Below are 13,117 nucleotides of genomic sequence, written 5' to 3' on the forward strand. Positions count from 1 at the left end.
CTCGACGCGTCAGATCTCGTCGAGGTGCTCGACACCTTCCTTGGAGACGTTACCCTTCGTGATCTCCTCGGGCATCCAGCCCGGCTTGTCGTCGGGGGCGTTCTCTTCCCAGGCCCAACCCTCGTAGACGTGGACCTTCTTCTCACCTTTCTCTCGAAGGCGTAGTTCCTCCGGATCGGCATCGTCCTCAGACGATGCTGGGTCGAGACGCCGCGCCGCCTTCAGCGCCGCTTGTCGAGGCGTCCGTCCGGAGAAGACGCTTGTCTCTTCACCGTCTGTTTTTCGGAGCGCAAAGTTGCGCTTGTCGTTGTCTGGTGCCATAGTTATCACCGCTCCATGCCAAACCAGCACATGACCCGTAATAAATATATCCCCAAAACCGGGTGCCGTCGGCGACTCTTTTATAAATAAACGCGTGAATCGAGATATTTTCAGACGACCCGCTGGCTAAAATACGGCGTTTCCCGTTGGTTTTCTCTCGCGCGCGCCCGAAATTCGCCCGATGACGGCGTCGGCCGGACACCTATACACCCCTCACAGCTTCGATATTCAGCGGCTGTCAGGAGCGTAAACAGTGGTTCTGCCAGCCGACAAGAGCGCGGTAGACTTAAGTACATGCTCCAGTGAACCACTGAATACGATAGCCAGATGGTACGGAAAAAGAAGTTGAGCCCGAGTGGTGCAAAGGACGAAGACGGCGAGTACCACAACGTTCACATCAATCTACACGAGGACGAGCTCGCCGTTGCAGGGATGGAGATCGGTGACGACGTGTTTGTGCGCGTGCGCGATAGTAAGATCGTCATCCAGAAGGCAGATCCAGACGAGCTCGACCACGAGTTTTGAGCGTCGCCGAACCTCAGGACAACGAAAGCCTCCGCCACATACTATGAACGGTTACCGCCTCGCCAAGCCGCTGTTGTTCCGACTGTCCCCAGAGACCGCCCACTGGGCGATTCACGAGTTACTTGAGACGGTCCAGCAAACGCCGCTGCTCTCGTTGCTGTCCCGACAGTACAACGTCGAGGACGAGCGTCTCGCGGTGTCAGCGTTCGGCCAAGAGTTCCCGAACCCAGTTGGGCTGGCCGCGGGCTTTGACAAGAACGCCGAAATCCCACGGGCGATGGCCGCACTTGGCTTTGGCTTCGTCGAGGTCGGCGGTGTCACCGCTCAGCCACAGACGGGAAATCCCCGCCCGCGCATGTTCCGCCTCGCCGAAGACGAGGGGTTGATCAACCGGATGGGACTGAACAACCACGGCGCAGCCACCGTCGGCAACCGTCTCGCCGAGGAGAGCGTCAATGTCCCCTTGGGTGTCAACATCGCCAAGAGCGAACACGTCGACCCAGCAGACGCGCCGGCGGATTACTGCGAAACCTACGACGCAGTCGGGGCTGCCGACTTCTTCGTCGTCAACATCTCGTGTCCGAACTCCCAGGGCTTTGCAGAGCTCCAGAACCGCGAGTCAATGGCAGAGATTGTCGGTGCACTCGACGACCGCGGAGCCTCACCGTTGCTCGTGAAGCTCTCACCGGACCTCCCGGAACCCGCAGTCGACGACGCTCTCGCCATCGTTGAAGAGTTCGACCTCGACGGTGTCGTTGCAACCAACACGGCGACAGAGCGTCCGGCTTCTCTCGACTCACATAACCGCAGCGAGACAGGCGGCCTCTCCGGAAAACCAATCGAGTCACGCGCGACCGAGATGGTGCGCTACGTCGCCCGCCGGACAGACGTGCCGGTCGTGGGCGTCGGGGGCGTCTCGACCGCGGCCGACGCCTACCGCAAGATTCGTGCGGGCGCGAGCGTCGTTCAACTCTACACCGGCTTAGTCTACCGCGGGCCTGCAGTCGCACGAGAGATAAACCAGGGACTGCTCTCCCTGCTCGACCGCGACGGGTTCGAGAGCGTCGAGGATGCAGTGGGCGCAGACCTCTAGTTTTGCTGGTGGAGTTCCGCGAGTGTCTCCTTCACCTTCTCGTTTTCGAACGCATCCACAGTGTGTTCTAGGCGCTCTCTGAGTTTCTCCCGTCGCTGAGTGAGTTCGCGGAGTTCGTCGTCGTCGACACCCTCCTGTGCGGCGAGGAGTGCATGTTTTCTTGTTTCTGTCTGGTACCGCTCGAACAGTGTCTGATATCGACCGAACAGAATCTGTTGTTTGACCGTATCTAGCAACTCTGATTTCGAAACTGGCTTTGTGAGATAGCTGTCGAACTCCATCTCGATGATGCTTGCGTCAGGGTTGACCGCAGTCACCATGATGACCCGACAGTCGAGATTCCAGTCCCTGATGAACGCAAGCACTTCGTCGCCCGACACCTCAGGCATACGGCGGTCGAGCAACACGATGTCGACATCGTCGTCGGCTTTCAGTAGTGCTTCCGGTCCACCCTCAGCAACCCGGGTCCGGAACCGTTCACCTTCGAAGTACATCTCGTAGGTAGCACAGACCTCTGGTTCGTCGTCGACGATGAGAACTGTAATCGGCCCTCTTGACACCATGGACATACATTATAGCTGAAGCATTAAATGTGCAACCCACGCCCTGTAGAACCGAGCTATCTTTTAGCGGGGCAACACAACAGCCAGCTATGCAACTGCGCTCACCAGGACCGACCGTCGGCGTCGTCGGCGGCGGCCAACTCGGCCGGATGCTCGGCGAGGCCGCCGCGCCGCTGGGTATCGACCTTCTCGTCTCTGACCCGACCCCCGAAGCCCCGGCAGCACCGGTCGCACGCGATCAGGTCGTCGGCACGTTCGACGACGAAGCGACCATCCTAGAGCTCGCCGAGCAGGCGGACTACCTTACCTTCGAAATCGAACTCACGGACCCGGACGCACTCGAACGCGTCTACGAGGAGACCGGAACGCCCGTTCACCCGGCTCCGGCGACGCTACGGACGATTCAGGATAAGCTCGTCCAGAAGCGCCGACTGTCCGAGGCCGGTGTACCGGTGCCCGCGTTCCGCGCAGTCGACTCCCCCAGGGAGCTTCGGGAAGCCCTGGAGGTGCTTGGCTATCCGGCTATGCTCAAGGCCCGGAAAGGAGGGTACGACGGGCGAGGGAACGTTCCCGTGGAGTCGCCCACGGACGTCGAGACAGCGTTCGAGGCAATCGACGGGCCGGCGATGGTCGAGGAGTTCGTCGACTTCGAGCGCGAACTAGCGGTGATGGCCTGTCAGGGCGAGGGTGAGGTCAACACCTTTCCCGTAACTGAGACGATACACGAAGCGGAGATTCTGCGCCAGATGGTCTCACCGCCCCGAGCCGACAGCGCGGTACAGGAGCGTGCCACCGATGTCGCTCTGGAGGTCCTCGACGTACTTGAGGGAAGAGGCGTCTTCGGCATCGAACTGTTCGAGACAGTCGAAGGCGAAATCCTGCTCAACGAGATTGCGCCGCGCCCGCACAACTCCGGACACTGGACTATCGAGGGCTGCCACACCTCACAGTTCGAACAGCATCTCCGGGCCGTCACAGGGCGCCCACTGGGAACGACGGAGCGGCGCTGTCCGACGGCCTCGGCGAACATTCTCGGCGACGTTGACCGCGAGCCTGCCCAGCTTCGTGGCGTCGAGAGCGTTCTTGAGCGAGAGCGGGCCGCGCTGCACTGGTATGGCAAAGAGGAGGTGTACCACCTCCGGAAGATGGGCCATGTCACACTTCCCGGCGACGTGTCTGCCGACAGCACAGCCCTGCTCGAGGATGTCGAAGCCTGTGTGACGCCACTAACCTTCGACTAGGACTGGTCGAGTAACTCGTCTATCGTCGCCGCTACGTCGCGGTCCTCATCGAGCCCGAACGTCTCTTTGAGGCCAGCGCGTTCGATTTCGTCTTCGAGCTCCCACGGCGAGACGCTCGCCGCTTCGGCGGCCTCGTGGATGCTGGCGTCACTGAGCGCAAAGAGGCCGAACGCGGTTGCCACCTCGGTGCGTATATCCTCGGGTGTCTCCCCGCCGCTCACAGTGCCGTCCTCTGACATGTGGAGTAGTACCCGACAGATACTCTTGAAACTAGTGTCTGGCTGTCGATACAAGCAGGAGCGCTAGCTTGATTGTACTCCCACACCGACAACCGGTATGGACGACTTGGACGTGCTGTTGACGAACGACGACGGCATCGAGGCGACTGGGCTACAGGCGCTCTATGAGGAACTGTCTGAGGTGGCTGACGTAACGGTCGTCGCTCCCGACAGCGACCAGAGTGCTGTCGGGCGAGCTATCTCACACTCTGTGACGGTCCGGGACCACGAGCGCGGCTACGCCATCGAGGGAACACCCGTCGACTGTGTCGTTGCTGGGCTCTCGACGCTGGTCCCAGAGACGGATATCGTCGTCTCGGGCTGTAACCGCGGGGCGAACCTCGGCCACCACACGCTCGGCCGGTCGGGGACCATTAGCGCCGCGGTCGAGGCGGCGTTTTTTGGTGTCCCTGCGATAGCCGTCTCGACGTACGTCCCCGCCGACGAGTTCGCCTACGGCACGGATTTCACCGAGGTCGAGGTGCCCGCACACCAGTACGCCGAGGCGGTGCAGGCAGCGCGGTTCCTGCTTGAACGCACCCGCGACGAGCCCGTCTTCGAGCACGCCGACTACCTCAATGTCAACGCCCCGATAACCGACCGGGCGACTGGCGAGATGGCTCTCACCCGGCCAGCACACACGTACCGGATGAACGCCACACGTGAGGGCGACACCGTCAAGCTCGAAGACGACATCTGGGAGATGATGGCAGACGGCTCGGTACCCGACGGAGCGGGAACCGACAGACGAGCAATCATGAACAATACGGTCAGTGTCTCTCCGTTGACGGCACCACACACGACCGAGCACCATGACGAGCTTGAGCGGCTCATCGGCGACTACCCGCCCTCATAGTGGTTATTGCGGTACTGTTCAGACCTGTTTTCGTGAATCGCTCGTGTTATCAGCTGAGAGGAAGGATAAGCGAAACCATGGCGCTGACAGCTCGCAATAAGCAGTAGCAGGCGAATAGCCACTAATTTTCGTGGGAGATGAAGAGAAACTCTTATCCACCACAAATTTTTAGGATGGCCTAAAATGGCCAACCACACCGAGCAGCTCGTTGGGACGCTGTTTCGTGTCCTGTCCGAAGAGGGTCACCCGGAGCTCCAGCAGGCACTGCTCGAGGTGTACCAGTCACAGGCAACAACCGATCGAGGAGAACTGACGGAGAATCTGTTTTCCGAGCTAGTTGCGATTTTACACGAACATGTTGAGACACAGGCCCAGATAGAGATACTGACGACGGCAGTCGAGCGTCTGTTGAGCCGTCTGACCGCCATCGTCGATGCCGCTCCGGTGGCGATGCTTGTCGTCGACGCCGACAACGAGATACAGGTCTGGAACGACGGTGCCGAGCGGATATTTGGGTGGAGCGACAGCGAGGTTCGACGGCGGTCGTACGGGGAAGTGCTCGGGGCGACAGCAGAGACGACAGAGATACTCACCCGCCTCCAGAACGGCAAACAGCTTCACGGGGTCGAGACACAACACGTCGACAGACACGGGACACGTCTCGACGTTCGAATTTGGGCTGCCCCGGTCCAGACTCACGACACAGAATCAACGGGGGGTGTGTGTATCGTCAGCGATATCACAGCACAGAAACAACGCGAGCAGCGCCTCGCTGTGCTCAACCGCGTGCTTCGTCACAACATACGCAACGACGTGAACGTCCTTCAGGCACATCTCGACATGTTGGCCGAAGAATACGAGAGCGAGAACGACCACATTCAGGTTATGGAGAAACGGATCACTAATATCGTCGAGTTGAGTCAGGCCGCACGGAACATCGAACAGCTCAAAGACGACGAAACAGAGCAGACGATTATCGAGTTGGGACCGGTCCTCCAGGAGCGCGCCGAGCAACTCCGCGTCGAGTCACCAGCAGCACGCGTCTCGTGTGAGGTCCCCGGGTCGCTTCCTGTCGTTGCCCACGAACTGCTCCCGTATGCGTTTGACAACGTCCTCGATAACGCAATCGAACACAACAGCTCGGCGCAGCCAACTGTGTCTGTCTCGGCCGCGGGGAACTCGTCCCGAAACCGAGTCACAGTCAAGATCAGTGATAACGGACCGGGCCTGCCGTCGACAGAACGGGAGGTTCTCACGGCCGACACCGAGACGGCACTCACCCACAGCAGCGGCCTCGGCCTGTGGCTCACCCGCTGGATAGTCCGCAGCTCTGATGGGTCGATTACGGTCGAAGAAAGCTCCACCAGCGGAACGACCATCTCGGTATGTCTCCGACAGGCTGGATGAGCGAGCACAGTCGCAGTATTACAGAGGACATTACGACGTTGTACCGCCCTCGTGCCCGGCCGAATCTGTGAGAAACCGTTCCGCGAGTTCTGGCGAGGGGACCATACACTGGTCACGTTTGCCGAACCAGTCGTACCGTCGTTCTGCGACGAGCCCATAGACCCAGTCACGCAGGCGACGTGGGAGGAAACGGAGCGGCCAGAGCAGCCGATACCCCCCGCCGAGATGTCTCCCGGCGCGAAGCACGGCGGTTGACTCTGTGTAACACCGGTCACCATCGATGAGGACGACAGAGTCGAGATGGCCAGGGTCGAGCCCGTGCTCGGCCAGTAGCGCCCCGGCAGCCTCGGACTGCAGCGGCGCAAAGCGAAAGACACCCTCTGGGTCGCGTTCGATGACGAACTGAACCCACCAGTTACAGAGATTACAGACGCCATCGAACAGGAGAATTGGCCCCTCATCGCGTACGTTGCTCATCATTTACATTGAAGGGACGAACCAAATTGAGCGTTATGGCCGCTCGACCGAGACGGCCTCCAAAGAGAGAAAATACCTACGAAGGAAAGGTGTTCATGTGTCATCACTAGCCATATACTCGATAGTTTCCAACCATTTATGCATCCTGCTACAGAGGTACTAGTTACATGAGCCAAAGGGTGGAGACGTCCCGGTTACGAGGCGAGTTTCCAAACCCGGAAACAGCGCCCAACGTCGTGTACAATCCCACATTCGACCAGCTGCGAGAGTTCGCGGACGGGGACGAGACGACGACCGAGTACGGCAGTCCACGGTATGTAAGCGAGCAGAAATCCAGGAGTGCAGACCACACGAAAAACCTTATCGACGACGAGTTCTCGGAGGCGGACTGGACGGCAATCGAATCGTCGCTGACTGCGTTCGACGAGCGCGAGTTCGTCTGTCTCGACAGGCAGGTCGGCCGCCATCCGGAGACGGCATTTACTTGCCGTCTGTTCGTTCCACAGGAGTACGCCCGCATTGCGCTTGCGTGGGGAAAGCTTCTCGAACCTGCGGAGGGTGAGCCGGATTTCCAGACGCTACAGTTGCCCGAATGGGACGAGCACGAGGACACCGAGCGCCGGATTCGAATCCTTCCGGACGCAGGACTGACATTCGTGCTCGGCAGCGACTACACCGGCGAAGCAAAGAAGTCGTTCCTGCGCCTGTTCATGCTGCGCGCCAAAGAGCAGGGTGGGCTCGGCCTCCACGCAGGGAGCAAACGCGTCACCATCGAGCGTGAGGATGGCCTGGAGACGGTTGGACAGGCATTCCTCGGCCTGAGCGCGACCGGCAAGTCGACGCTGACCGGCCACGGCTGCTGGCTCGACGAGCCAGAGGGTGCGGAGATGCTCCAGGACGACGTCTGTGCACTCCTTCCGGACGGTCAGGTGACCGGCAGCGAGGGACAAGGCCTGTACATCAAAACGGACGGCCTCGACCGCGACGAACAGCCGGCGCTGTACGACGCCGCGACACACGAAAGCGCCGTCTTCGAGAACGTCTGGGTCGACGACGACACGGTTGATTTCGACAACACGTCGCTGACGAGCAACGGTCGGGCAGTCATCCAGCGCGGCCAGCTCGATTCGGCGTCCGAGGATATCGACCTAGCGGGGGTCGACCAGGTGTTCTTCATCACCCGCAACCCAATGATGCCCCCGATTGCCCGCCTCGACGACCGCCAGGCCGCCGTCGCCTTCATGCTCGGCGAATCCATCCAGACGAGCGCAGGCGACCCCGACGCGGCCGGCGAGTCGATTCGCGTTGTCGGCACCAACCCCTTCATCATCGGACCGGAAGGCGAGGAGGGCAACCGCTTCCGAGACCTCATCGCCGACAACGACGTCGAGTGTTTCGTGTTGAACACCGGCCACATCGGACCGGCCAAGGCCGATATCGGCGTCCGCGAGTCGGTTGGCATCCTCGTCGCTGCGGCCCGTGGCAACATCGAGTGGGAGTACGACGAGCGAATGGACCTCGACCTTCCGGACGAGGTGCCTGGCATCAACATCGACGCCTTCTATCCGCCGGACCACTACGAGGAGTTCGACCGTGAACTCCACGACCTCCGCGAGGAACGCCTGGAGTTCCTCCGGCAGTTCGAGACGCTCCGTGACGATATCGTCAACGCCGTCTACTGAGAACAGCCGTTTTCTCCCGTCCGTGCGGACAGTTGACATCCTCCTCCGCCTGAAGGCGGGAGGAATCCCGAGCGGTGGGAGTTTCAGGTACGCAGTCCAGTCACCGGACTCCCACACCTTTCGGGCACGGATAGTCCCACAACATCGGAGTGGTGGACTACTGGCCATGCCAAGTGGCCGTTACCTATCTTCGACCGTGTACGGCGTCCCGGTGTTGTTTTTGCCACGGGGACGCCAGCAGGCGTCGGCAGAGTCGAGGGTATCGTCTCTCGTGCTTTCAGCAGTCGGCAGAGACACACCCTTCAAAGATGTGGCGTTCACCGCCTGCCTTTTCGGATATTGCCTCGTTTCGTGGGCGGACAGGCCGCCTCCGCAGGACGGTTCGGAATCCGCTCCGTTCCGACCGATTCCTACCTTACAATAGGACGGCCTGTCACTTAACTTTCTCCGTCTGAAACTCAGGACAGGCGCAAAGACGGTAATTTGCATCTCTGAGTGACGGCGCGTATCCACGCCGTGAACGGCGTGGTATTGCGCCTGTTCCGCCTATAATCGAACGAGAAGCTGACCGTCGTCAGTACCCCGAGACCTGTCCGTCCTTCCGGGGTTCAGTTGCACCCGAAAGCGTCCCCTCGTTGTTCCTGACTGCCTGTGCGCCACCGAACAGTCCCGGATACAGAACACGCACGTCGTGTCCCTTGCGTGCGAGTTTGGTCGGCACGCCCTCGTGCATGTGTTCTTCGACGGCAAGTGTCCCTTCCTCGCGGTAGCGCCACCGTGGCGCGTCAAGTGCAGCCTGCAGTGGCATCTCGTAATCGACGAGATTCGAGATGAGTTGGACGTGCCCCTGCGGTTGCATGTATCCACCCATCACGCCAAAGGCGAGCCAGTCGTCCTCGCCGAGCTTTGCCAGGCCGGGCACGAGGGTATGGAAGGGCCGTTTCCCGCCTTCGAGGCTGTTGGGATGGTCCGGGTCCAGCGAGAACGACGCCCCGCGGTTCTGGAGAGCGATACCCGTCTCGCCGGCGACGAGGCCGCTCCCGAAGCCGGCAAACCGGGAGTTGATGTACGAGACGACGTTGCCCTCGTCGTCGGCGACACAGAGGAGAACGGTGTCAGCGTCCTCGCCGGTCGCCCCGGGCGTTCCAACGTCGACGTCCGAGATGGGGGAATCGCCAATTTTTGCTGCGCGCTCGCGGGCGTACTCCTTCGAGTGGAGTGGGGGGACGTTCTCGTACTCGGGATCGGTGACGTGGTAGTGGCCGTCGTGGAAGGCGAGTTTCATCGCCTCGGCGAAGGCGTGGACGCGTTCGGGGGAGTCGTACGAGTGGTCGCCGGCCCCGATTTCCTCGGCGATGTTGAGCGCTTCGAGCGCGAGCTGGCCCTGGTTGTGAGGGCCGAGCTCGAATATCGTGGTGCCGTTGTAGGTCGTCGACAGCGGGTCGGGCCACTCGACCTCGAAGGCCGCGAGGTCGTCAGTCGTCATGAACCCACCCTTGTCCTGGAGTTCCTCGACGATTTCCTCGCCGATAGCGCCCTCGTAGACGGCGTCAGCGCCCTCCTGGGCAATCTGTTGCATCGACTCGCCAAGCCGCGGGAGTCGGGCGGTCTGACCCACGTCCGGAGCCGCGCCGTCGAAGAGGTAGGCCTCGCGGGCGTGGTCGTCCTCGAAAAGCTCCTCGGCGTGTTGCCACTGCGCCGAGACGACCTCGGTAACGGGGTAGCCGTCGAGTGCGTAGCCGATTGCAGGGTCGAGTACGTCCGCAAGCGAGAGTCGACCGAGCTCTTCGACGGTCGCCTCCCAGCCGCGGGCGGTGCCGGGGACGGTGACGGTGTGGGGACCGTGCATCGGCATCGAGACGTCTGCGGGGGCCTCGTCCTCTCCGGCGACCCGCTCGCGGACGCCCTCGATTGTGGCCGCCTCGGGCGCACCGCCGGAGGCTCGCATCGCGCCCACCTCACCGTCGGCGGTGCGGTAGCAGGCGAAGACGTCACCGCCGAGACCGGTGCTCGTGGGTTCGACCACGTTTAGCGCGGCTGCGGTGGCGACGGCAGCGTCGAAGGCGTTCCCACCGTCGCGCAGTATCTCGACGCCAGCCTCTGCCGCGAGGGGCTGGCTGGTGGCGACGACACCGTTTGGCGCGTAGACTGTCGACCGACGCGAGTCGAAGCTGTCGATATCCGGGTCCATAGGCCGGGTTGGAGCCTCGTCATCAAAGATGTTGAGCTACCTTCCGTACAGACGACAGGAACGGCCCGCCAGGGTGTCACTCCTCTCGGTCGTCGAAGCGCTCGGTCGCGGTCTCGAAAGAGAGTTCGTCCTCCTGGCGAGCCCGTCGAGATTCGCGCTCGGCGACGGCCTCCGGGTCGGGACTCGCATCGTCGTCGATACGCGCCCAAGAGCCGTGGACCTTGGCGTGACACCACCGGCAGAGATAGACAGTAATCTCGTGGCTCGTCTCGCCAGAGCCCGCACCCGAACTGTCGGCATACGAGAGGTGATGTTCCTCAAGCAGCGGGCGCTCGTCGTCGTGTGCCATCCGCTCCTCGGTGAGGCCACAGCGGACACACTCACGGTCGTGGCTCCGACACCGGAAGTGAGGACAGTCGGCCCACTCCCACGGGCCAGAGGGTCCGTCCTCGTCGGGGTCGCCTGCGACCGGGCACCGGAACTCCTCGCTGCGACGCTCGGCGGCGAACTCGGGGTCACGGTCGCCGTGCTCGACGGCATACCGGCACCTGCCCTCGGAGGTGAGATAGTCACAGCGGTCGACGACGGCGTAGGGGTCGTCGACGCCGACGGTCGTTCCCGCCTCGGTTTTTTCCATATTGCTGCCAGGCAGGCCAGTGGTTTCAGCGTTTTGCGGCGGGAGGGGAAACACGGGAGCTATACCCCTCGGGACCACACCGTGTGGCAATGACAGTCCGGATTCGCGGCATCTACACGACGGCGCTGACCGCACTGTTCGAGGAGGTTGTCCAGGCCTCGCCGCCGATTCAGCGACGGTTCGACGAGGAGTTTCCCCCCGAACCGGCCGCGGCGTCGGTCACGACAACCGACGACAGACAGGGTGTCTGTCTCACGGGGACAGGCGAGCGAGTCGGCGACATAGCCCGACAACTGGACGAACTCGGCCGTGACACGTTCGTCTGGCAGGCACGGCTCCCACAGGGGGCAGTCTTCGCCGGCGAGGTCGTCGAGACGCTCGGCAGCGGCGCAGTCATCGACTGTGGCGGCGTCGAGGCCGGCAACGACCTGCCGGTCGCCGGAGAGACACAGGGGTTTCTCCCGTACTCGAAGACGAGCGGTCACGTCGAGGAGGGGGACACGCTGCGCGTGCAGGTAGACGAACCGCGAGCACCCTGGAGCGGTGGCCGGCCGGTGCTGGAGACGACTGTCCGGGTTCACGGCGGGCTCGCCTCGCTCGTCAGAGGGCGGTCGACAGGCGGAGGCGGCCCCGAGCTGGCCGAGATTCTGCCGGTCGATCCACCGACGGGCTGGGGCGTCGAGTGGGACAGAAGCGCCGACGATGCCGGCCTGGACGCGCTGGGTGACGTACTCGAACAGTTGGGCGAGCGGGCAGAGGGCGTTGACGACGCACTCGATGACGCCGAGCCAGTCGAGGGCGTCGCTCCGGGCTGTTACTGGCCGGGCGAGGCGACCCACTGGGTCTGGTTCGGCCGCGAGTCTCGGTTCGCACTCGATGGAATTCGCCGGGAGGCCGTCCCGACGATGCCCGGCCACCACCGCACCAAAGCCGGGACGAACGCGGCGAGTGCGGCCGTCGATTTCGTCGAGGCGCTGTGTGATGACCTCGGCGACACCAAATCGGACTTTCCGTTCACTGTCGTGACCGACCAGTTCGGCCCACAGGAGGGGGATTCGGTCCGCATCGACCACGGCAAGCCCGACGGCAGACTGTTCGACCTCGGAGCCGGCGAGGTGACCGAACGCACCGACGACGGCCAGGTGACCGTCAGACGACAGATGTCACCCGGCGGCACATACGACGCGCTGGGCGTCGAGCGACAGGCTGGCGACGTTGCAGTCACGAAGCTCAAGGAGGGACGGTGGTGGTATCCGACGGTCTACCGGGGCGAGGACGGCGAGACGCGGGGCACGTACGTCAACGTCTGTACGCCAGTCGAGGTGTTTCCCGACGCAGTCCGGTACGTCGACCTCCACGTCGACGTGGTCAAACACGCAGACGGAACTGTCGAACGCGTCGACGACGACGAACTGGACGCGGCCGTCGAGGCCGGCCATATCTCGACGGCCCTCGCCGAGAAGGCCCGGACGGTCGCCGCCGCGATTGCGAAGTCGCTGTGACAGCCGGCGGCGTTATCTGAGGCTCCGACAGTGGTAAACCGACCGTCGGAATGAAAGTCGTTTTTGCCCGCGGGTCCTGAAGCCGCATATGGTCATCGCATGAGCGAGGAGACCGCCTCGTCGATACCAGCTCGGACGCTGCGAGTGGTCTATCTCGTCGGCATCGCGCTCAACGCAGTGGCGCTCGTCATCGCGGCGCAGGCGGGCCAGATGGCCGGTGCGCTGACGCTCGGCCTGATACTCGTCTATCTTGGCATCCGCTACCGGATGCTCGGTGGGTCCTGACAGCCCGTGGACCGACAGACACAGTATTTAACCGCACCAGTGCAGTAGCTACTGGTAGT

The 13,117-nt window shown here is 62.3% G+C and carries 14 protein-coding genes; 8 read left to right on the plus strand and 6 right to left on the minus strand.

Annotated elements, in window-relative coordinates:
* Window positions 1-9: 9 nt before the first annotated feature.
* Window positions 10-321 carry a non-histone chromosomal MC1 family protein gene (locus tag OSC37_RS08185; RefSeq protein ID WP_267164093.1) on the minus strand — a complete coding sequence of 104 codons (312 nt, stop codon included), beginning with the start codon at window positions 319-321 and terminating at the stop codon, window positions 10-12.
* Window positions 322-648: 327 nt separating this feature from the next.
* On the opposite strand from OSC37_RS08185, the gene OSC37_RS08190 reads away from it, so the two are divergent.
* Together OSC37_RS08190 and OSC37_RS08195 are read left to right on the plus strand one after the other, a co-directional pair.
* Window positions 649-846 carry a hypothetical protein gene (locus OSC37_RS08190; protein ID WP_267164094.1) on the plus strand — a complete coding sequence of 66 codons (198 nt, stop codon included), beginning with the start codon at window positions 649-651 and terminating at the stop codon, window positions 844-846.
* A 43-nt stretch (window positions 847-889) separates the two neighbouring features.
* Complete coding sequence (locus OSC37_RS08195) at window positions 890-1,939, plus strand: quinone-dependent dihydroorotate dehydrogenase (protein WP_267164095.1); 1,050 nt, start codon at window positions 890-892, stop codon at window positions 1,937-1,939.
* On the opposite strand, the gene OSC37_RS08200 is transcribed toward OSC37_RS08195, so the two are convergent.
* Complete coding sequence (locus tag OSC37_RS08200; protein WP_267164096.1) at window positions 1,936-2,502, minus strand: response regulator transcription factor; 567 nt, start codon at window positions 2,500-2,502, stop codon at window positions 1,936-1,938. The two genes, OSC37_RS08195 and OSC37_RS08200, sit on opposite strands and share 4 nt — an antisense overlap.
* Window positions 2,503-2,591: 89 nt before the next feature.
* Here OSC37_RS08200 and OSC37_RS08205 point away from each other — a divergent pair, with 89 nt between their 5' ends.
* Window positions 2,592-3,743, plus strand: a complete 1,152-nt coding sequence (locus OSC37_RS08205; RefSeq protein ID WP_267164097.1) for a 5-(carboxyamino)imidazole ribonucleotide synthase — start codon at window positions 2,592-2,594, stop codon at window positions 3,741-3,743.
* Here the strand turns inward: OSC37_RS08205 and OSC37_RS08210 are convergent.
* Window positions 3,740-3,982 carry a hypothetical protein gene (locus OSC37_RS08210; protein WP_267164098.1) on the minus strand — a complete coding sequence of 81 codons (243 nt, stop codon included), beginning with the start codon at window positions 3,980-3,982 and terminating at the stop codon, window positions 3,740-3,742. The two genes, OSC37_RS08205 and OSC37_RS08210, sit on opposite strands and share 4 nt — an antisense overlap.
* Window positions 3,983-4,079: 97 nt before the next feature.
* Between OSC37_RS08210 and surE the strand changes: the two genes are divergently transcribed.
* Both surE and OSC37_RS08220 read left to right on the plus strand, forming a co-directional pair.
* Window positions 4,080-4,877 (plus strand): 5'/3'-nucleotidase SurE, encoded by a 798-nt coding sequence (gene surE / locus OSC37_RS08215; RefSeq protein WP_267164099.1) that lies wholly within the window; start codon window positions 4,080-4,082, stop codon window positions 4,875-4,877.
* A 183-nt stretch (window positions 4,878-5,060) separates the two neighbouring features.
* A complete protein-coding gene (locus tag OSC37_RS08220; protein WP_267164100.1) occupies window positions 5,061-6,284 on the plus strand; it encodes a PAS domain S-box protein in 1,224 nt (407 codons plus the stop codon).
* A 30-nt stretch (window positions 6,285-6,314) separates the two neighbouring features.
* Here OSC37_RS08220 and OSC37_RS08225 read toward each other — a convergent pair whose 3' ends face one another.
* Window positions 6,315-6,761: a thiol-disulfide oxidoreductase DCC family protein gene (locus OSC37_RS08225; protein WP_267164101.1), complete on the minus strand. Its 447-nt coding sequence runs from the start codon at window positions 6,759-6,761 to the stop codon at window positions 6,315-6,317.
* Window positions 6,762-6,928: 167 nt separating this feature from the next.
* Here OSC37_RS08225 and OSC37_RS08230 point away from each other — a divergent pair, with 167 nt between their 5' ends.
* A complete protein-coding gene (locus OSC37_RS08230) occupies window positions 6,929-8,443 on the plus strand; it encodes a phosphoenolpyruvate carboxykinase (ATP) (RefSeq protein WP_267164102.1) in 1,515 nt (504 codons plus the stop codon).
* Window positions 8,444-9,017: 574 nt separating this feature from the next.
* Here OSC37_RS08230 and OSC37_RS08235 read toward each other — a convergent pair.
* The gene (locus OSC37_RS08235) at window positions 9,018-10,634 is read right to left on the minus strand and encodes a gamma-glutamyltransferase family protein (protein ID WP_267164103.1); all 1,617 of its coding nucleotides are present in this window, start codon (window positions 10,632-10,634) and stop codon (window positions 9,018-9,020) included.
* Between the two features lie 76 nt (window positions 10,635-10,710).
* Window positions 10,711-11,271, minus strand: a complete 561-nt coding sequence (locus OSC37_RS08240; RefSeq protein WP_267164104.1) for a DUF7097 family protein — start codon at window positions 11,269-11,271, stop codon at window positions 10,711-10,713.
* 89 nt (window positions 11,272-11,360) lie between these two features.
* Here OSC37_RS08240 and OSC37_RS08245 point away from each other — a divergent pair, with 89 nt between their 5' ends.
* Window positions 11,361-12,773: a ribonuclease FAU-1 family protein gene (locus tag OSC37_RS08245; protein WP_267164105.1), complete on the plus strand. Its 1,413-nt coding sequence runs from the start codon at window positions 11,361-11,363 to the stop codon at window positions 12,771-12,773.
* Between the two features lie 99 nt (window positions 12,774-12,872).
* On the plus strand, window positions 12,873-13,058 hold the full coding sequence (locus tag OSC37_RS08250) for a hypothetical protein (RefSeq protein WP_267164106.1): 186 nt from the start codon (window positions 12,873-12,875) through the stop codon (window positions 13,056-13,058).
* The last annotated feature ends 59 nt before the right edge of the window (window positions 13,059-13,117 follow it).

Origin of the sequence: Halovenus salina (assembly GCF_026410925.1) — an archaeon.
In the GTDB taxonomy this organism is placed as follows: domain Archaea; phylum Halobacteriota; class Halobacteria; order Halobacteriales; family Haloarculaceae; genus Halovenus; species Halovenus salina.